The organism is Afipia sp. Root123D2 (assembly GCF_001425835.1).
Lineage (GTDB): Bacteria > Pseudomonadota > Alphaproteobacteria > Rhizobiales > Xanthobacteraceae > Afipia.
In genome coordinates this window covers 351,024-370,052 of the sequence record NZ_LMDP01000002.1, presented here as the reverse complement: position 1 = coordinate 370,052, position 19,029 = coordinate 351,024, and the positions used below count along the sequence as shown (strand labels likewise).

At 55.7% G+C, this 19,029-nt stretch carries 16 protein-coding genes; 8 read left to right on the top strand and 8 right to left on the bottom strand.

Features of this window, described 5'->3' with window-relative positions; all coding sequences use genetic code 11:
- The first annotated feature begins 13 nt into the window (after positions 1 to 13).
- Entirely contained in the window at positions 14 to 694 is a 681-nt protein-coding gene (locus tag ASC80_RS10890) for a hypothetical protein (RefSeq protein ID WP_056296680.1), read from the top strand.
- Positions 695 to 1,129: 435 nt separating this feature from the next.
- Here the strand turns inward: ASC80_RS10890 and ASC80_RS10885 are convergent, their stop codons facing one another.
- The gene (locus ASC80_RS10885) at positions 1,130 to 2,836 is read right to left on the bottom strand and encodes a P-loop NTPase fold protein (RefSeq protein WP_056296679.1); all 1,707 of its coding nucleotides are present in this window, start codon (positions 2,834 to 2,836) and stop codon (positions 1,130 to 1,132) included.
- A gap of 543 nt (positions 2,837 to 3,379) precedes the next feature.
- Between ASC80_RS10885 and ASC80_RS10880 the strand changes: the two genes are divergently transcribed.
- The gene (locus ASC80_RS10880) at positions 3,380 to 4,321 is read left to right on the top strand and encodes a DUF4365 domain-containing protein (RefSeq protein ID WP_162244593.1); all 942 of its coding nucleotides are present in this window, start codon (positions 3,380 to 3,382) and stop codon (positions 4,319 to 4,321) included.
- Between the two features lie 39 nt (positions 4,322 to 4,360).
- Positions 4,361 to 5,344 carry a hypothetical protein gene (locus ASC80_RS10875; RefSeq protein ID WP_056296673.1) on the top strand — a complete coding sequence of 328 codons (984 nt, stop codon included), beginning with the start codon at positions 4,361 to 4,363 and terminating at the stop codon, positions 5,342 to 5,344.
- A gap of 379 nt (positions 5,345 to 5,723) precedes the next feature.
- Here the strand turns inward: ASC80_RS10875 and ASC80_RS10865 are convergent, their stop codons facing one another.
- Together ASC80_RS10865 and ASC80_RS10860 are read right to left on the bottom strand one after the other, a co-directional pair.
- Positions 5,724 to 6,530, bottom strand: coding sequence for an HNH endonuclease (locus ASC80_RS10865; RefSeq protein WP_056296668.1), 807 nt, complete (start codon positions 6,528 to 6,530; stop codon positions 5,724 to 5,726).
- A gap of 88 nt (positions 6,531 to 6,618) precedes the next feature.
- Positions 6,619 to 7,515, bottom strand: a complete 897-nt coding sequence (locus tag ASC80_RS10860; RefSeq protein WP_056298723.1) for a 3'-5' exonuclease — start codon at positions 7,513 to 7,515, stop codon at positions 6,619 to 6,621.
- 134 nt (positions 7,516 to 7,649) lie between these two features.
- Between ASC80_RS10860 and ASC80_RS10855 the strand changes: the two genes are divergently transcribed.
- Positions 7,650 to 9,317 carry a RecQ family ATP-dependent DNA helicase gene (locus tag ASC80_RS10855; RefSeq protein WP_082512608.1) on the top strand — a complete coding sequence of 556 codons (1,668 nt, stop codon included), beginning with the start codon at positions 7,650 to 7,652 and terminating at the stop codon, positions 9,315 to 9,317.
- A gap of 105 nt (positions 9,318 to 9,422) precedes the next feature.
- On the opposite strand, the gene ASC80_RS10850 is transcribed toward ASC80_RS10855, so the two are convergent.
- The 4 genes from ASC80_RS10850 to ASC80_RS10835 all read right to left on the bottom strand — a co-directional run bounded on the left by ASC80_RS10850 (position 9,423) and on the right by ASC80_RS10835 (position 12,153).
- Positions 9,423 to 10,961, bottom strand: coding sequence for a recombinase family protein (locus ASC80_RS10850; protein WP_056296662.1), 1,539 nt, complete (start codon positions 10,959 to 10,961; stop codon positions 9,423 to 9,425).
- A complete protein-coding gene (locus ASC80_RS10845) occupies positions 10,948 to 11,433 on the bottom strand; it encodes a DUF2924 domain-containing protein (RefSeq protein ID WP_502690957.1) in 486 nt (161 codons plus the stop codon). Before ASC80_RS10845 ends, ASC80_RS10850 begins: the two co-directional genes overlap by 14 nt.
- A 44-nt stretch (positions 11,434 to 11,477) precedes the next feature.
- Positions 11,478 to 11,831 carry a DUF3489 domain-containing protein gene (locus ASC80_RS10840; protein WP_056296656.1) on the bottom strand — a complete coding sequence of 118 codons (354 nt, stop codon included), beginning with the start codon at positions 11,829 to 11,831 and terminating at the stop codon, positions 11,478 to 11,480.
- A 100-nt stretch (positions 11,832 to 11,931) separates the two neighbouring features.
- Positions 11,932 to 12,153 (bottom strand): hypothetical protein, encoded by a 222-nt coding sequence (locus ASC80_RS10835; protein WP_056296653.1) that lies wholly within the window; start codon positions 12,151 to 12,153, stop codon positions 11,932 to 11,934.
- Positions 12,154 to 12,540: 387 nt separating this feature from the next.
- Between ASC80_RS10835 and ASC80_RS10830 the strand changes: the two genes are divergently transcribed.
- From ASC80_RS10830 to ASC80_RS10820, 3 genes are all read left to right on the top strand, one after another.
- The gene (locus ASC80_RS10830) at positions 12,541 to 13,044 is read left to right on the top strand and encodes an RNA polymerase sigma factor (RefSeq protein WP_056296650.1); all 504 of its coding nucleotides are present in this window, start codon (positions 12,541 to 12,543) and stop codon (positions 13,042 to 13,044) included.
- A gap of 68 nt (positions 13,045 to 13,112) precedes the next feature.
- Positions 13,113 to 14,093, top strand: a complete 981-nt coding sequence (locus ASC80_RS10825; RefSeq protein ID WP_056296647.1) for a FecR family protein — start codon at positions 13,113 to 13,115, stop codon at positions 14,091 to 14,093.
- 95 nt (positions 14,094 to 14,188) lie between these two features.
- A complete protein-coding gene (locus ASC80_RS10820; protein WP_056296642.1) occupies positions 14,189 to 17,662 on the top strand; it encodes a TonB-dependent receptor domain-containing protein in 3,474 nt (1,157 codons plus the stop codon).
- Between the two features lie 227 nt (positions 17,663 to 17,889).
- Here ASC80_RS10820 and ASC80_RS10815 read toward each other — a convergent pair whose 3' ends face one another.
- Positions 17,890 to 18,165 carry a helix-turn-helix domain-containing protein gene (locus tag ASC80_RS10815; RefSeq protein ID WP_056296639.1) on the bottom strand — a complete coding sequence of 92 codons (276 nt, stop codon included), beginning with the start codon at positions 18,163 to 18,165 and terminating at the stop codon, positions 17,890 to 17,892.
- 216 nt (positions 18,166 to 18,381) lie between these two features.
- Between ASC80_RS10815 and ASC80_RS10810 the strand changes: the two genes are divergently transcribed.
- Positions 18,382 to 18,951 carry a hypothetical protein gene (locus tag ASC80_RS10810; RefSeq protein WP_056296636.1) on the top strand — a complete coding sequence of 190 codons (570 nt, stop codon included), beginning with the start codon at positions 18,382 to 18,384 and terminating at the stop codon, positions 18,949 to 18,951.
- Positions 18,952 to 19,029: the final 78 nt, after the last annotated feature.

Genomic DNA, 19,029 nt, shown 5'->3' with positions numbered 1-19,029 from the left:
AAGTGATGCGTTTATGAGCGACAATGAGATGTTAAAGAGAATTTCAACCTGGACGCCGCTTGTTTCGGGTGTCGCGTTGGCGACGCTTACTGTGTTCAATGTTGGGTACTTCTCAAAGATTGGAATTCATTTTCTCGGAGTCGTCGATTTTAGCAATGTTGTGTATTCGTTCGGTCTTGCTTTTGGTGTAGTGGGGATGCTTTTTCTTTTGATCGGATTCGATACGTTTGACTACGTACGCAAACCAATTGATTTCGAGAAGGCGTTTCCCTTTACGTTGGCGCTTAAAGTAATTGCAGCGATTGTCTTTCTTTCATTCTTGCTCGGGCTGGTCTTCGATTGGCAATATCTGAGAACTGACATTTATGGAGCGATAGCTTCATTCTTCACAGCTTTTTGTATTGGGCTTCATGGGTATGTTCGTTTAAGAGCGTCAGGAAATTTATTGCCAAGCGACTACATCCTGGCTTTTGCTACAGCCCTTATTGCTCTTCTATTTTCTGGTCGTGCTGTCGCTGAAGGCCAAATTGTGTATCGGTTGACGTACAACGTCACGACAACAGACAGGTCTTTAAATGACGTTCGGCTCGTAAGATCTTCTTCAATGGGCTTTATTATTGCTGAAGGAAGAAAAATACTTTTCATTCCAGCGTCACAAGTTAAGCAAATAGAGTCCAGAACGCCGGCCAATTGAAAAAGGGCATTGCGGTAGAGCTTCGGACAGAACGTCGCGATGTCCTTTTGAGAATGGATGAGGGCCGTGCGGATACTCAGGAATCTCAATGTCCAACGTCGGGAGGTCAGTTAACGACGGAGGCGTCATCGATATCGCCTGAGATTATGACTATGTGGGAGATACGATAGACATCAATCAATTTAAAAGTGTCAGGCTGCTGACAAGGAAAGTCGCCAATGGCGTCAGGCCCGGCTAGGGAAATGGAAGGACGCCCAATCCGTCTGGAAGTTCTCAAAGCGAGATAGTTGGCGGTCTATCCAATATATTCCTCTTCTGCGCGTGCGGGCGGCAAAGCCGGTCAGTTACTATGCCAAGGCCGACGTGATGCGAACAATTGGTCGACTGGAGTTGAGAAGGAACCGCCGGGGCGGTTGGCGGGTTGCTGATGCCGGGTCAGGCCAGGTCATCAGCCGTGATATGGAATTTAAGTAGGCGGCGAGCATTGAGAGGGCTTTCTTTGCCGATCAGGATGAGCGCTGCCTTGGCATTGTCGGCAATCGTTCCGTACGCGGGATCTTGCTGTCGAATTCCGTGAAAGCCCAATGCCGCGCCAATGACACGGCGAAGTCGCAACCCTTCTAGATTTTTGAACATGTTGTAATAGTCATCGACCGACAGGGTTGCGAGCAGCTTGGTGTCCGTCTGGCTCCAGCCGTGATTGAAGCCGATGCTGTGGAGGATTTCCTCCGGCGAGCGCTCCTCGCGAAACGTTTTCAGCTTCTCTGCAAACGCATGAAGTACGTCCGGGTCTTGGATGTTCTCGGTAAACGGATGCGACGCGAGGTCGTAAAAGTTATAATCCTCGTCCTGCCTTCGCTTGATAAAATGCGCCAGCACATATTTGGCGGCCCGTTCCCGTCCGAGGGTCTTCAGCAGACTCACGGCGCCGTTCAACTCAGACGGGGTCACGAATTTCGCGTGAAACTGCATCGCGCTGACCAGGGCGCGGACGATATCGCGGGTGTTGTCTTTGAATGACTCGTGGAAAAGCGCCCATGCGTCAGCGAAGGACTTTGTCGAGTCCATCTGCTTCAGTCGCTCATTCATTTCCTCGGCATTGCGCTTGATAAGGTCTTCGTCGAAAAAGCCACATTTGACACCGTCGAACAAAGCCAAATCGAAAGCGTCAGTTGAGGAATAACCGTAGTTATCGAGAAGCGTATCCCACTTGTGCTGTTCCGGCTGCTCGTCTGCATCATCAAACACACCGGCCATTTGGTCATCGCGGCGGGCCAAGATGAAGTCGATGAGGGCGTTGTCATCCGCCGCAGTCCTGGAGAAGTAGGCCCAGCCCAACAGTGTGAGGGTGGAGGCTGCCTGTTCGGCGACCTTTTCGTGATAGCCGTTCAGTACCGGCAGCACATCGGCGAACAATCGCTCAATCTTTTTGATGACGCGGATATTGGACACGCCTAGGGAAATGCACCGTTGAGAGAGCAGATGCGTCGTGGGTGCATCCTTGTCCAGCGCAATTCTGACGCTCTCCTCTTCGGTCGGAGCAAAGAGGAGCGACAGGTCGATGACCTTCTCCTGGTAGCGGGCAAGGTCTTTGGCGTCTGTGTCGGTTAATGCCTCATCGTTGAGGATCATAACGACCTTACATCCGCGGCGTTCGGTCAGGTATGACACAAGGCCAAGGACGTCGATGATCCGCAGATTGCTACCGCGGCGTTCCAGATCATCAATGCACACGATACGGTCGCGCACGGCGAGGAACGAAATCGCCTCCAGCGTGGCGGAAGCTCCTTTAAATCGCGAGATGACCGATATGAGCTGCGTGCCAAACGACTTCACGACGAAATCGGTGTTGGTCTGCAGCGTCTTCAACGAAGGCTCGATGCCAACATCCTTCGTGTCGATAGTGTTCTCGTAGATGGAATATTTTAGCTCGTTGAGATTCTGCAGGCCGAAGAGTGAGACATAGGCATACTTCTTGAGGCCGATGGTGGCCTTCGTCTGTTCAAGAAGCTTGTTCCAAAGATAGGTCTTGCCGACGCCCCATGCGCCCCTAAGAGCGAGCACCTCAGGCTTGGAAGATTCCAGGAAGCGGACAATCTCACGGGTTACCCGGTCGGTCGCCGTGCGTTCGATGTCGGTCAAGATTGGCCCCCGCTAGCCTTAAGCGGGCAAACACTAGCCGAACATGACCAAAACGGTATAGTGGAGCGTCCTGCCCAAGCGAGCACATCGCACAGGAAAGTCCGAAGTCGGAAAACGGTCACGGGGTTATCCGACATAGGCTATCCGGTCGGGGGCAAAACGACCGGGATGGGACGAGGCCACCGGTGTGCAACAACGGAGCCGATGAGGGGGCGCCAGGAGCAGCTTTGACCGTTTGTCCTTGCCGTCGCCCCCAAGTCGCCAAAACAAAAGGCCCCTTATCGGGGCCTTTGGAGTTTCAGCTTAATCGACGTAGCTGACGTGGGACTTGGTCTGCAGGAAGTTGTCCGCATCCGGGTTGGTCTTGGACTGGTGGAAGCCGGTAAACAGGCCCCCGGTGATGCGACTGCAAGGCTGAGTACAAAAGCTATGGTGGTTTCTTCTCGTTGATTTATATCCGCCTTAGGGCGTGATGGAATCATGACCCAAGCTTAGATTGCCGTCACTACGGCTTAAGCCACTGAAAACATGCGGATGACGTCCATGAAGCAGACGGACAGAGAGGGTGTGAACGCCGTTGAGGGCATTGTCCTTCGAGAATTGAAGTGGGTGTTTAGAGAGCAGCCGATTTCGGACTGGGGTATCGATGCCCATGTCGAGGTGACAAACCAGGACGAACCCATCGGCAGGCTGCTCGCCCTGCAGATCAAGAGCGGCAAGTCGTTCTTCCGGAAGCGCGGCAACAATTACGTATTCTACGGGGAGGGCCGCCACCTTCGCTATTGGCGCAACCATTCCCTTCCAGTGACCATAGTGCTGCATGACCCTGATACCGGTCTGACGCTTTGGCAGCGCGTCGAAGAGAGCCTGATCAAGTTTGGCAAAAACGACCGGTGGTCAATCGAGATACCGCCCGACCAAATCCTTAACGCCGACGCGAAAGAGGGCTTGGAGAAAGGCGTCTCGGACATCACCGCGCTTCGCAAGCTGAGGCTAACCTTCGATCTTCCGTTGATGAGGGAGTTCGCTTCGAAAGACGAGGTATATCTCGTTATTGATGAGTGGGTGAACAAGAGCCTCGGCTTTCGCGATGTAAGCGTCTTTTTCGACGCAGATAACATCGACGATGGCGAGCCCGACCATGTAATCGGCATGTGGTACCCGACCCATAGCATCGGCGAGTACATGGCCAACGTCTGGCCGTGGCTGTCATACGAGTACATCGACGAGGTGCCTGAATGCTCCGGGTACGAAGAGGTCGAAGCGCACAAAATCAATGTTGTGCTGAACGACATCGGCAAGGCTTTTCTGACGCTCGAAGATTATTATGCGAACGGTGCGGAGGTGATTGAACCCGAATATCCTGAGTCTGAGCTGGAATATGATGCGGACGCTGAAGAGTATTATGCCTGGATCGAGGAAGAGGAGCGGAAGGAAAAGGCTGGCGAGAAACCCCCGCTCGATCCCAAGGACGCCCCGTTTTGACGTAGTGTGGTGGGAAGCCGCTGATTCGTTAGGGATACCGTGAGCGACGCGTCCGAACAATCGATCGAGGAATTGTTGGCCACGTCAACGGCGCCGGCCATCATCCCATTTGAGCTGAAAGGCTTCGCTGACGAGGAGACAGCGAGAGCATTAGCCAATCGCACGACAACCTTCATCAGATTCATCGGCACCCGGATGAATCTGGAGAATCTGGTCGGCGTTACTGTCGCATATGACTACGCCAAGGCCCTGACTGAGATCGACCGCGGGTATGAAACCCGGCATGTCCTCACGCCTTCAACCGAGATCGCGCATGGGGTCGCGATGGCGCCCGGCGTATTCCGTGATGGCGTGCTCAAGACCTACCTGGCCTTCAACGCGAATGTCCTGATGCATCTGATGGAGGGGGAGGGCGAGAACTTCTCCCAGGTCTATTACCAACTCGCACACGAGTGCGGTCACGTCCACGACCGCACTGCATTCGATGTCGCGATACCGGGCCTTCTCCAGCGCCCTTATGACTTTGGGAATGAATTGGCCCGCATTAAGTTTAGTTTGGGCTGGGGAAGCTGGGGTGAGTACGCAGCGACCAGACTGAGCGCGTCGTTCTATCCTGAGCAGATCGTCCATTTCGAGGAGACATTCTTCGCCGCACTGGAAGGCCTCGATGAGCGCATTGATGCAGCGATGGATGCTTTCTGGTATGATGGCGATGGATGGAAATGCTTCAGGGCGGTCACTGGCGAGTACGACCGGTTTTTCACATTCACCTCTTATCTCATCGGACACATAAGTGGACTAGACGGTGAAGTTGACCGAGCGCCGAAGTTCAAAGAGTTCTTCCAGTCCGGCAACTGGCTCGCGCAATACCTCATTGAGTTGGACAAGGTGCTTGAGAGCATCTGGAGCAATTACGGGGATTGGAAGAGCTTCGAAGAGTTCAACGGGATAGGCGAGCTGATCGTGTTGATTGCAACTACGCACGGCGTTCACCTAACGGAAGATGGACTCGCCATCTACTGACCTGTTGCCAACATCAGCGGTGCTGTGCGCATAATCGGTTGTGCCTGCAAAAGCCGCCCGCAAGCCCGGACGTACGTTCGATTATCTCCCTGCATATTCTGACCAGGCCGCGAAGCTCTGCCGCCTTGGCGCCACGAATGCAGAAATTGGCGACTTCTTCGAGAAGGACGAGCGCACCATCAACAGATGGAAGACAGACCATCCCGAGTGTTGTCAGGCCCTAAAAGCAGGGAAGCGATTATTCTTCCAAAATGAGTGAAGGCCGCTGCACTGCCGCGCGGGTTCGCTTCCGAAATAAGCTCACGAATGAAATTCCATAACATCGGATGTGCGATCATGACCGGCTAATCCGCATTTCATGACATTCGATGGGCGAATCCTAATTCGGTTCAATGCTCTGCATCTTTGCTAAGAGGATGTCATTGTAAGCAGGTCCGTCTTTGCCTGCGTGGACTCTTCGATGGCAATTTGGGCATAGAGAAATAACAAATGCAGGATCGTCGGGCCCGCCGTCACTAACGCGCCGAATATGATGGGGCTCAAGATAGGGGCTACCGTTCTTCCGGATAAATGGCGCTGGAGAGTTGCATCCCTCACAGTTTGCGCCGGCGCGCATAAGCACGTAGTTTCGAACATCTCGGCTTCGTTGGTAAACATTTCGAGTGCCGGCAACTTGAGTTGGCGGAAAGATGCCGGCAGAAGCTTTCGCCAGGGCGCGAAGCTGCTCTAGGTCATTTTTGTCATCCAGAGGTGCATCCTCCGTGGCTTCGAATATCGCACCAAGTGGTCGAAGTTCAAAAACGATTGCATCACGTTCATTGTTCTCGCGATCGGGTGCTCGCTCAATGTGGTGTTTTTCGTAGACCATCTCGCTTACGAATCGGAGGCCTTCAGTGGTTTTGCGAAAAAGCAGCAGACCCTTTCCTTCGGCCGCATGTGTAGCAATCGCTAAATTTCCGCGCTGCAGCGCCATATCGCCGACTTGTCCTTCGCCGAAATACTCAAATGCGCCGTCAGCCCGCATGCGATCGGCATAGCCGTGTTCTAAACCTTCTTCGCCGGTAATGATGAACACGACTGGGTGCTGTGACGGTGTGATGATTCCCCCTTGCTGCTGACCACCAAATTTCGCATGGATATCGGCGCGCCGATTGTACACCTTATCTTCTTCGAAACCCCAGCTCATGAACCCGCCCCCCTACCATTCACCAGTAGAATGTTACTCAAGCAGCAGAGGTGAGCAATGGCCGAGAGGAACATTCCATAGGATCGGATCATATCCGCTTAGAAAATCGCTGTGCGGCGGTGATCCGATTGGAGAACAGATCAATGTTACGCTGGTAGATCTCGTCGCGTAAGAACTTGAGCTCATCAGCTTGGCTTGCTTCCGGAACATCGACATACCAAGCTTTGGGGCGGCCGTTGGACCCATCATTCCAGCGATACTTTCGCTTTTTCAGTATCTCACGGAGATCGAAAGGAGATTGCTCAGCCCATATACGTACCGTAGGCTTGCGAGCGGATTCGAGTAGCAGCGCAAGTGCCGTACTCTCACTCCCATTTGGCTTCATCGACATAATTTCTAGCAGTGCTTTGCAATCGTCGGCTGCTCGATGTGAATGATGAAAGTAACCGCATCCTGCCAAGAGATAGGCTAGCCGGGATCCTTCAAAACCCAGCTTGCGCCATTCGACCTGGGTTGCCGAGCAGGCCCAGTTCTTGTGCTCAAAGGTCGACCAATAGCGTTCGCTAAATTGGCGATCGAAGGCTGCATTGTGAGCGATGATGATCGCTGCGTCTGCGACGAAGCTGTTGACGTCATCGGCTGAAATTCTATGGCCGGCGACGAGTTCGTCAGTAATCCCTGTTAGCTCTACAATTTCGGATGGTATCGGCGTAGACGGCTCATTAAACGCCTCGAAAACATCGGTGATATGGGTGATTTCACCGGAGGGGAGATAGGCGAATTTCACCATCCCCAATTCAATAATCTCGTCCTTACTCGTGTCGAGACCGGTCGTCTCAACGTCGAGCGCCACGCCAACCCTAGTGTTTTCACTTTTATCGGGGACGCTCATCTCGCGTGGTTTTAGCCGGCGAAGGACGCGATAGTCCGGGCAGAGCGAGAGCTTTTCCGCCATGGCGTCGAGTTCGGAGTTTGATACAGTCATGGTTGTAGCGGTCCGGAATAAAGCACGTCGACTATGCGGGATGCCCATCATATTGAACTGGACGACGGATTTTTCCAAGGTTTGCCGGAATATTTTCGGGTAGGTTGGCTGGCAAGCACACTACGGGTCCGTTGATGCTGCCTTCTTCAATAGAGTGGAAGCGAATTCGCACGCAGGTTATTCAGCGGGATAACTTCAAATGCGTGGAGTGCGGGACTGTCGCGAAAAGCGCAGATATCGATGTGCATCATCTGCTGCCGAGGTCCGCAGGTGGTACTGACGATCCATCAAACTTGGTCACCCTCTGCGATGGTTGCCATGCGGCTCATCATCCAAAACTCGCAGGCGGGCTTGCTCGGCGCGCAATCGAGCGCTGGGCTGTTCGGTTGGCGCGTTGGCTGGACCGTGACGGAGAGGTGGTCGCAGAGAGTCAGGCCTTTGGTGCTGGGCTTCGCTTGTTCGGCCTCGATCGGTTCAAAGAAGGCCAGCTACCGATCATCCAGGCGGCTTTAGCCCGACAATCGTTGTTGGTTGTAAGTCCCACGGGCTTCGGCAAGACCTTATGTTTTCAGCTGCCTGCTGTTTTGCGGCAGAGCATTAGTGTTGTCGTCTCGCCGCTAAAGGTCTTGATGGGAGAGCAGGTTTCCTCGCTTCTTCGACGTAAGATTCCGGCAAGCTTCATCAATAGTGATCTCGATTCGGGCGAGAAGCGCCTGCGGTATCAACTTCTCTCACAAGGCAGCTTTAAGCTTCTTTATGCCGCGCCGGAGCGCTTCTTTGTACGAAGTGGAGCCGAGCAACAGGTGCTGCGCGCGATGCGCCCAAGTTTCTTGGTGATTGATGAGGCCCATTGTGTCGATCAATGGGGGCGAGATTTTCGGCCCGAATACGGGCGACTTAAGGAAGTGAGAGAGGCGCTGGGATCTCCTCCGATCCTGGCATTCACCGCAACCGCCGGAACAGAGATGCAGCAGCGCATTCTGCATTCTCTCGGAATTCCTGATGCGCGGGTGTTTGTCCGCGGCGTCGATCGGCCCAATATTGCGCTGCTGCGCTGGCAGGCGCCTGCCAAAGAAAGATCGGCGATCATCGCAGCTCTTTGCCGGCTTGCTCTTCCCGGGAGCGGCAAGTTGATGATTTTCGTGCCAACTCGCAAGATTGGTGAAGCTCTGCAGGCCCATCTCGCTCGTGAAGGGCTTGAGACGCCGTTCTATCATTCGCAGCTCGGTAATAGCTGGGAGCGAGAGCAATTGCTTAAGCGTTTTGTCGGCGACAGCAGACCTGTCGTTGACCGTATTATTTGCACGAGTGCTTTCGGAATGGGTCTCGACGTACCGAATGTGCGTATGGTTGTTCATTGGCAGCACCCCGGTTCGATCGAGGATTATCTCCAGGAGTTTGGCCGTGCTGGTCGCGATGGAGCGCCGTCTGTCGCCGTCCTGCTACAGGGAGGGGAGGTAAAAGAAGATATCGGCCTGTTGCGTTACATGGCCCAACGAGCAATCAACGGATCCAAGTTGAGCGATGAAGCGGCCATCGTGGCACTGCGGCACAAGCATGAGCAGATCGCCGTCATGGCCAGTATGGCGCGTAAGAGTGCCTGCTTCCGCAAAGCGTTGGTTGGCTATTTCGAGGGACCCGAGAAGGTGACGCGAAGGAGCATATCAACGCGCATTATGGAATGGGTCTTTGCCGACGCTAGGCGTAATCAGAGCCGAGTGGCTTGCTGTGATGGCTGCCATCAGGTCGAGATCGTCAAGAAAGGGAGATTGAACTTCATTCGCAAAGTGCTGGCTTCATAGCGGGGATAGAGAACTCGCGGCACCTTCCATTTTCTAGGTCGACGAAGCCCGCGTCCGGCGCGCGGGGGAGTTTTTTGTTCCATAACATCGGATGGGCGGCTCCGATCAAAACCCCAAGGTGCGGCATTGCCCAGACCAGGCCAAAGGCAGTGTCTTTGGAATCCGGGCCAGCGTGATGGTTGGCGGTTGATCACCCGTCAGAATGGCCTCGGTAATGGAAGGCGCCAGAAACGCATAGCGCAGCTCCTGCCGAACGACTTTCGGATGGAGTTTGACCGACGTGGCTATCGCCTCGACGCTGTCGAATTTGCCCAACTTTAGATCCCGCAGCCAGGCATGCGCACGAACAATTGCCTGCAAAAGCTTTGGATCTGGCTGATCGGCATAGTTCGAGGATGGCGCCAGTGCGGGACCGTTCTTCACTGAGGCTTGCCACGGAATCTCGATGGTTTGTGCATTGTCTGATTGCAGGCGGATCATGATCTTCTTGGGATGCACGACGACGTCAGCAACGGAATCCACGACAAGATGTCTGAGCTGATCATCGGGAGTCTGCACGTCCAGTGCGAGGTGCTCCCGGATCGCCGTGATGACCAGGTTCTCGATGGCCTGTGCTGGAATCCGGGCAACGGAGCCGGCTTGAGTTTTTCTGCCGCGCATAAGAGCGCGTGAAATATAGAACCGATAACGAATGCCGTTCTTGACCGTAAAGCTCGGGCTCATTCGGTTGCCACGATCATCGAGAATCTTGCCGGTGAGAAGCGCCCCGCTGGTTGATCGACGGGTTTGTGTGGTGACGCGGTTTTCGGCGAGCAGTGTCTGCACCTGATCGAAGCTCTTTTGATCGAGAATTGACTTGTGCTCAGCCGGATACCATTTGCCATCATGATGGACCTCGCCGAGGTAGACGCGGTTCTTCAGAAGATGGGCGAGGGGACCATAGGTGAAGGGGATGCCGCCACGAAATTTCGGGACCTTGGTGTCGCGCCGTTTGGTGACGATGCCGCGCTGGTCGAGATTCTGGACTAGGCGGCTGAAGGATTTCAGAGCGATATATTGCCTGAAGATGGTGCGGACGGTTTCGGCTTCCTTCAGATTTATAACGAGTTTCTTTTCTTTGGCCTCGTAGCCGAGGGGAACAGTCCCGCCGGTCCATTTGCCTTTGCGGCGGGAAGCGGCGACTTTGTCCCGGACGCGCTCGGACGCCAGTTCTCGCTCGAACTGGGCAAAGGACAGCAGCACATTCAATGTCAGCCGTCCCATAGACGAGGTGGTGTTGAACTGTTGGGTCACAGCGACGAATGAGATTGACTTCCGATCGAAGGTCTCGACCAGCTTGGCGAAGTCAGCGAGAGATCGGGTCAGGCGGTCAATCTTGTAGACGACAATGACGTCGATCAGACCGGCCTCGATGTCTGCCAGAAGCTGCTTCAGGGCAGGGCGATCGAGATTGCCGCCGGAGAACGCCGGATCATCATAAGGCTGAGGTAGAACACGCCATCCCTGTGAGGCCTGACTCTTGATATAGGCCTCACATGCTTCCCGTTGAGCATCGAGCGAATTGAACTCAAGTTCAAGACCGTGCTCAGTGGATTTACGGGTGTAGATGGCGCAGCGAACCGGTTTCATATTACTTGCGGCCACGGCAGGCTCCCTTTCTAACCCTTTTTGCCTGGACCGTCTTGCTTGCTTCTTTGCTTGCCGTCCGCAGCCCAAAGAACTTCGGGCCATTCCACCGCGTGCCGGTGATCCGATTGGCGATCTCCGAGAGGCTGGTGAAGACCTCCCCTTGGTAGGCGAAACCCTTGGCCAACACTGTGACCCTATGCGTTTGTTCGTTCCAAACCCGCACCAGTTCCGAACCGGGTTTAATCCGCTGCGGCATCTCAAGAGGGCCAGTCTTTCCGGAAGCTACCGATCGTACCAGTTGGCCGAGTAGCTTCTTCGCCTCCCCAGAAAAGCCGCCATAGGCTTTGTCCTGTACGCGCTGGGCAATACTCCGCCGCAGCAGGTCTGGCCCAAATGCCCGGGGAGGTTCGGACCGGATTAGCTCCCGATATCTGATCCGCAAGTTGGCAATAGACATGGAGCCGATCTGTTTTAGCTCGGCTTCCACCCTGGGATCGATTGGTCGCCCATTCGATGGGGAACGGGTGTGCATCACCTCGAGCCTGCAGGCTTGCCAATCCGGTAGCGGCGCTCGCCACCAACCTTGTCAGAGATCAGATTGAGCTTCAGTTTCTTGCGGACGACTCCCGCAAAGAATCCTCGCACTGAATGTTGCTGCCACTCGGTGGCTTTCATGATAGTGGCGATGGTGGTGCCGGACGGCGCGCGGAGCATGTCGAGGACCCTGTCCTGTTTGGACACGGCCGCATCTGGCGTCTTCAGAGTTACCGGCTTCTTCGGCGCGACAGGCGGCGGAGCCTTCAAAGCTGGTTTGGTCGATCGCTTTGGTGCCGGTCGGGATTTACGCGCCGTCTTGCGAGGTGGCTTACGATTGCTGGTGGGCATTCTGGTTCTCCTGCATGCATGACAGCATCCTGTGCCGCCACTGCTGCAAGCCCGTCGGTTGCCGACGGGCGGAGAATCCATGGATTCGAAGGGATCGATCTTATTTGAGCGACAACCGGTTGAGCAGTGAAGCCGCATCCTGCAAACGGCCGGTCTCATAGACGATCTGTTCGAGATCCATCGAGACTCTCACGCCTTCACTAATGCTTCCAGCGAGCGCGCAGGCTTCAGCAGCTTTGGCGATCCGAGTGGCCTCGCCGAGGCGAATGCCGATCTCGGTGAGGATCAGTCCAATTGCCTGTTCTGTGATTTTGCGGTCCATCATCTGCCTCCATTTACGGTGACAGTGACGCTCCACGTGTGAGGGAAGTCGAGCGGAAACGCAGCAATCTAGTGGCTCATATCAGCCGATCCGGATCATAAAATGATCAGGAAAACCCCTAAGCTGCGCGGCTTGGGACGCCACGGCCGCCAAAGCAGTGTTTGAGCAACTTCACGGGATCGAGGTCACAGGACCAACGATGCCTTGCAAGAATTGCGACTATCTTGATCAGCATGCGTTGCACGCACCCAACCACCTGAACTTGATGAATTCGCATGAGCCATCTTAGATACGATCTAATTTATTGTATTTGCGACAGAATTGCCGCCACGCTAACTGTTCACCCATTGATTGGAAGCGCGCGATTGCGTCGCTACGGGCTTATCGATGAGTGTGCGTACATTAGACCTTGCCGCTCTATACTCTTCGGAACGTGGACGTCTGCACCGGCTGATTAAGCGCATCGTCGGCAACCGCACCATCGCCGAGGACTTGACGCAGGATACTTATATCAAGCTCCACGCCCACCCTGTTGGCGCAGCCGATCGCGGCCTGCTGTTTCGGACCGCTCAAAACCTAGCACTGGATCATCTTCGCGGGCAGCGCGTGCGAGATGGTTATGCCCGGGCGGCCCAGATCGAACAGGATGCCGTCGATGAACACGCTCCCGAGCATGTTCTTGCGATGCGGGAGGAGTTGGAGGCGCTTCTGGCGGCGCTTGCGACGCTGCCCAAACGCACGCAGCAGATATTCCTGCTGAGCAAACTGGACGGCATGAGCCATCCCCAGATCGCCAAAGCACTCGGCATCTCCGTCAGCACAGTTGAAAAAGATATGGTCCGTGCGATTTCCTTCTGCCGTACTTGGCAGAGAAATCGTGATACGGAATGAGGGATTCCGGCGTTAGAATCGTTCTCTTACTGTCGGGTCTATAACGACGGGACGAGCGCGGTTCTCAGATGAACTCCGATTCAGAGAAGATACCGGATACCGAGAAACGGGAGCGCGAAGCTACCGCATGGTTCGTGCGTCTGAATGAGCCCGATGTCGCTGACCAAGAGCGCCGCGAGTTCCGGCGCTGGCTCGCTGAAGACCCCGCTCACCATCAAGCGTTCAACGACGTCAAGAGCCTTTGGAATAACCTGGATGCGCCCGCGGCAATCCTGGGCGAAGGAGGCTGGCACCGGCAAGGGTTGAAAAAGCCGAGGCCACTGTCTGCCCGGGGCGGGGCTGTCGGATCAGCTTTGGCCGCCTGCCTTCTGGTTGCGATTGGAGGGCTGATCTGGCGCGATCCGGGGTTTTTCGATCGCCTCCGGGCGGATCATGCGACGAGGCCCGGCGAACGGCGCAACGTCAGTTTGGCCGACGGCTCGCAGGTTTATCTCGATGGCGATACAGCCGTTACCGTCAAGTTTACGGCAGACGGAAGGTCAATCGAATTGCTGCGCGGGCGTGCGTGGTTCGATGTCGTCCACAATCCCAAGTCACCCTTCTCCGTGCACTCAGGTGTGGTTGAAACGCGTGTTCTCGGCACCGCTTTCTCCGTCGATCAAGAGCAGGGAGAAGTCGGCGTCACGGTCGAGCGCGGGCTGGTGGCCGTGTCGCGTTCGGGTGCCGACCGCGTTCAGGTTCCTGCCGGTAAGCATCTGTCCGTCGGAGGGGGGCGCATCGGACCGGTGGTTGAAGCCGACCCGGAGACTGCGCTTGCGTGGCGCAGGGGGCTGATCATCCTCGATCAGGCGCCGCTCGGCAGAGTGATCGACGAACTCGCGCGCATGCAGCCCGGCCGCGTGATGATGACTGACAACTCCCTGCGGCAGTTGAAGCTGACTGGCGTTTTCAAGGCGGATGATCCCGACGCTATCGTCGAGGCGTTGCGTTCTGCGCTTGGATTGCGAACCGTCACGGTTCCCGGTCTTGCTACGCTGGTTTTCCGCTGACATGGCCTGAGATTTTTTTTACGGGGTTCGCTCGTCTGAATCGTTGTCTGCATGTGGCCGTTAAGCATTTCGGCCGCTGAGTGGACTGAGGTTCGATGACGACGATCAAAAAGAGAGCGGATATCGCTCGGAGAAGCATCCCGGTTACGGTGCTGTTGATGGCATTCGCAGCAGTGCCGCAAGCGGTTGCGCAAACCGGTACTCAGCTGCGCGGAGCGCAGGCGGATCGCAGCTTCGCCTTCAATATTCCCTCGAAATCTTTGCTTGCTGCGCTTGCCGATTTTACAGCCGCAACGAACATTCAGGTCATCCGGCCCAGTTCTGAGGCTGTCACCGGCAAGTCGTCACCAGTATCCGGCAATCTCAGTGCAAATGCTGCACTTGGCAGGATTCTGGCTGGCACCGGGCTGACCTATCGCTTCACCAACGCCCGGACGGTGACGATTCAGCGATCCCAGGGTGAGACGTCAAATTTTGCGGTGTCCGATGGTTCGGTCGTGCTTGATCCGGTTGACGTATCGAGCGTAGGCGCTACGGCCGCCGATGCGCCGTATCTGACGCCGGGATCGGTGTCGAACATTTCCCGCCAGGAGTTGGATCGCATACCTCCGATATCGACGAGCGATGTTTTCCGCACGACGCCTGGCGTCATTTCGGCGGGAGGCCGCTCGGGCGTGTCCATCAATCCGAACATCCGTGGATTGCAGGGAATGGGGCGCGTCAATACGACCGTGGATGGCGCGAGGCAAACATCGAGCTCATACCGCGGTTACAGCGGCACCCGCGACGAGGTGTTCGTCGACCCGGACATGATCGGCGGCGTTGATATTTCCAAAGGTCCGAGCGACGGCGTAGGCACCGGCACCATCGGCGGTGCAATCAATTTTCGCACGCTTGAGGCCAGGGACATCGTCAAGGAAGGCAACGACTCGGGCATTCGTCTCAAGGCCAGCACAGGTTCGAACACGGTGACGCCCCGCGCTCCGGTTCAGTCGCCTGCGTCGGTCATCAACATGGCCAGCGAGGCACGCCCGGGTTTTCTCAATGGCGATATGTTTTCGGGAAATGTTGCCGTTGCATCTATCAAGGAACACTACGAGTTCGTCGCAGCGTATTCGAAACGCCAGCAAGGCAACTATTTCGTGGGCACGAATGTTCCGCCCGGCATTGTTTTCAGAAGGGGCGACTTCACATGGGACAGCAATAACGCCAATGCCCGCGTCCCGGCCGGGGGCGAAGCATTCAACACCTCGGAAAACGCCGACTCGTTTCTGGCAAAGGGCAAGATCAAATGGGGCGATGGGCAATCGCTCGAACTGAGCTATCTTTATTTCGGATCGATCTACGGAGAAATCAGCGAGTTCAACATCGCGCCATCCGGATTGCTGGATAATTACGGTCAAGTTGCGCTTCTGCGAACCCGTGTCGATACTTACACGGCCAAATACCGGCATAATCCATCTGACAATCCCTACCTCAATTTTCGCGCGAACCTGTGGTTCACCGATCTGAAGACTGATTTCAACACTGCTTTGCGAGGTGTTCGCACCCTTGGCGGCGATATCGGCAATGCATCGACATTCGCCACCCCGCTGGGTGAATTGGTCTGGGACAACGGCACCGAGATCGTCCGTGAAAGTGCGTTCGCCGATCAATATCCCACAACGATCACGGGAGCTGGCGGATGGATGACACTCGGCCCGACAGGCGAGCGGCTGTTGAGCGGCACGTTCAGCAAGGCGGCTCTCAAGCCGGTCGATTGGCTGACTGTGTCGGCGGGGGGCCGCTTCGATTATTACGATTCAGAGGGCGGGGGGTATCTTGCGAAATATCCTGAACGGTCCGGAAGCCGCTTCAGCCCCAATGCGGGCATCGTGCTGAGTCCCCTGGAAGGGCTCCAATTCTATGGACAATACAAGGAGGGCTACCGCCCTCCCAGCTTGCGCGAAAGCCACTGGCACTACGAAGGCCTTTTGGTCAACAATCCCAATCTGCGCCCCGAGATATCCAAGAACAAGGAAGTCGGCGTCAACCTGCTGCGCAAGGACGTATTCACAACCGGCGACAAGCTGCGCGCTAAACTGTCTTTCTTCGATAATCATTATGACGACTACATTTTCCGCGGCCTTCGCTCGTCGAGGGGCGGCCAGAATGTCTATCACTGGATCAACATGGACAGCGCCAACTATCGCGGGTTCGAGGTTTCCGGCGGATACGATGCTGGCGTGGCCTTCGTAGAAGGCGCCTACACGAACTATGATCGTGTCGAATATTGTCCGACTCCGACCACGTGCTCGGGACCGTCTGGTCTTAGAACGAACATCGGAGCCCCCCTCCAGACGCCGCAGCAGGCCGATTACGCCACGAACTATATCCCGCCGACCACATCGGGCAGTGTCACCGCGGGCGTGCGTCTTTTCGATCAGAGCATGACCATCGGCGGCAGGATGCACTTTGCATCGACCCGCTTTGGAAGCGTCTGGAATGGAGGCAGGGGCCAGATCGGCTACACGATGTCGCCTCCCGGCTATACGGTCTACGATGCTTTCGCCAGCTATAAGTTTTCGGACGACAGTGTTTTCAATCTCAGCATCGAGAACATCACAGACGAATACTATTTTGGCGCGATGACCGCGCTAGGGATGCCGTCGCCCGGTCGAACCGCGCGGCTGTCGTATACAACCACGCTGGGCGGCGCGAGACTGGTGTTACCCGATGTGCATTTGGGGAATGCATCGCACGGTGCGCCCGGAAGCGACTGGACGGGTCTTTATGCCGGCGGTTATCTTGGATACGGGCTCGGCCATGTCAGCGGATTCACAACCGCTTTGAACGGTGCTGTCACCCCCGTCGCGGCGTCGGAGTCCGCGGATATCGACCTCAATAACGTCACCAAGGGTCTTCAGGTCGGATTCAACTATCAGTTCGCAAGCGGCCTTGTGATCGGCATGGAGGCCGAACATACCTGGCTGAAACATGGCGAAACGCAGAAATCTCTTGCGATCGAAGGTGGCGCGGCGCTCATGGCTGGCGGATGGATGCAGGCCAGCACGCAATACGGCATGGACTGGATGATGGCATTGCGCGGCCGGGCAGGATTTGCGTTCGACCGGCTACTTGTTTTTGGAACGGGTGGTGTCGCCTGGCTGAAGGAAACCCAGGAGCGAGCGCAGTTTCAATCCAATTTTTCCACTTTGGCCCAGCCCGGCGGAACGAGCACGAGCGGACCAGAATTCAGCGAACGGACTTCTGTCATGCGGCAGGGTTGGACCGCGGGCGGAGGCGTCGAATATGCGCTCCTCAACAACTGGTCGCTAAAGGGCGAGTACTCGTACTCAGATTTCGGCGAGGACAATTTTCTCTTTCCCAGAGCGCGAGCTGGCGTGACGCAGTCTTATCAATATCAGGAGATCGTCGATTACCGACCAAACCCTCGGGGCGGTCCGCCCATACCGGTTTACGGACCAATGATTACAGTTCCCGGGAGTTATAGCACGGTCAATGGCCGCAAGGCCTCCAACCGTCTGGATATGCACGCGTTCAAGATCGGACTGAATTATCGGTTTTGATGCAAATTTTATGAGGGTATCTGCGAGCTTGCACACGCCTAATTTGAATGAGCGATTGATTTGCCGAAAGGTGTTTTAGTTGGAGCGATGGTGACAATCGAGTTCATTGCTATTCTTCATTGCCGTAGAGGCGCGATGGCAGTCGAGCAGAAACGCAGCAATCTAGTGGCTCATATCAGTCGTTCCTGATCATAAAATGATCAGGAAACACACCGAACCTACCCGGTTTACCTGGCCGAACGCTTTGACGCGGCTTTGGGAGAGCCTTTACCGCCGACGTAATCCTTAAACAGCTTCACGGGATCGGCGCCGAGGGCGCGGGCGATGGCCGTGAACTCGATGATGTCAAGGCGGCGCTCGCCGTTCTCATATTTGGCGACAAAGGATTGCGGGCGGCCGAGCTTCTTGGCCAAGGCTAGCTGGCGGATGTCCGCCGCCTTCCGCGCTGCGACAAGCTGGTCGATTAGCCGGGCATATTCCGCAGATTTGAGGGTCTTTTGCATGCGCCGCCAGAGCCGTGAATCGGCGGCGCATAATTTGATCCCAGAAACGGATTATCCCAAAATAGGATTATATTAACGGAGACTCACCATAGTAGCGCCCGACAGTCGGAGGTGCCGTGGACTTCTGCGCGGCGGGAAGCGATGTGCTGAGCCACCCACGCCGAGCCATCCTAAAGCGGCGGAAGGGACGTCGAACGCAAACTTGGAGAAGGTCCCATGAATATCGCAATCAAGGCGGCCTTGGGCTGCGCGCTTGGATTCATTGTCGTCGGAGCTCTGGTTGGCGGTGGTCGAAGCGCGGCCCCGCCCGTGCCGAGCGTACCTCTGCCATCTGACCAGACACGGTTCATAATGGCGATTACCCAGGCGCGATCCAAATTCAACGCGGCTCCCAATGAACTGGCCGCGGGTGGGTTCCGCAATACAAGACAGCAGGCGATCTGCAGCGCATTGAACGGTCAGAGCGCATCAGGTTGGATCGGCAAAGTCGCTCATCTCTCCACCAATGGCGATGGCAAGGGCGTAATCACGCTTGAACTTGCGCCGGGTTTGCAAGTTTCAACATGGAACAACGCTATATCGGACTATTCTGATAAGACCCTGATTGATCCGGATACGCAGTTCTTTAAATCTCTCGCCGCCATGAAACGCGGTGACACGGTGCGGTTTTCAGGAGGGTTCTTTCCCTCGAACGTGGATTGCGTGGGCGAACAGAGCGTAACCTTGGCAGGCTCGATGAAGAGCCCCGTCTTTACGATGCGGTTCTCATCAATCCGGAAGCTTTGATTACGGCAGTGGCGCTATATCTTTGCGCGCGCTGCTAGCTAATAGCTGTTTCCTCGACTCTGGCTTGTTTGAAGCGGT

Bases quoted from the DNA above. Each gene is read 5' to 3' on its own strand.
- ASC80_RS10890 (WP_056296680.1), top strand. From the start codon at position 14: ATGAGCGACAATGAGATGTTAAAGAGAATTTCAACCTGGACGCCGCTT.
- ASC80_RS10880 (WP_162244593.1), top strand. From the start codon at position 3,380: ATGAAGCAGACGGACAGAGAGGGTGTGAACGCCGTTGAGGGCATTGTC.
- ASC80_RS10865 (WP_056296668.1), bottom strand. From the start codon at position 6,530: ATGAGCTGGGGTTTCGAAGAAGATAAGGTGTACAATCGGCGCGCCGAT.
- ASC80_RS10860 (WP_056298723.1), bottom strand. From the start codon at position 7,515: ATGACTGTATCAAACTCCGAACTCGACGCCATGGCGGAAAAGCTCTCG.
- ASC80_RS10855 (WP_082512608.1), top strand. From the start codon at position 7,650: ATGCTGCCTTCTTCAATAGAGTGGAAGCGAATTCGCACGCAGGTTATT.
- ASC80_RS10840 (WP_056296656.1), bottom strand. From the start codon at position 11,831: ATGCCCACCAGCAATCGTAAGCCACCTCGCAAGACGGCGCGTAAATCC.
- ASC80_RS10835 (WP_056296653.1), bottom strand. From the start codon at position 12,153: ATGGACCGCAAAATCACAGAACAGGCAATTGGACTGATCCTCACCGAG.
- ASC80_RS10830 (WP_056296650.1), top strand. From the start codon at position 12,541: ATGAGTGTGCGTACATTAGACCTTGCCGCTCTATACTCTTCGGAACGT.
- ASC80_RS10825 (WP_056296647.1), top strand. From the start codon at position 13,113: ATGAACTCCGATTCAGAGAAGATACCGGATACCGAGAAACGGGAGCGC.
- ASC80_RS10820 (WP_056296642.1), top strand. From the start codon at position 14,189: ATGACGACGATCAAAAAGAGAGCGGATATCGCTCGGAGAAGCATCCCG.
- ASC80_RS10815 (WP_056296639.1), bottom strand. From the start codon at position 18,165: ATGCAAAAGACCCTCAAATCTGCGGAATATGCCCGGCTAATCGACCAG.
- ASC80_RS10810 (WP_056296636.1), top strand. From the start codon at position 18,382: ATGAATATCGCAATCAAGGCGGCCTTGGGCTGCGCGCTTGGATTCATT.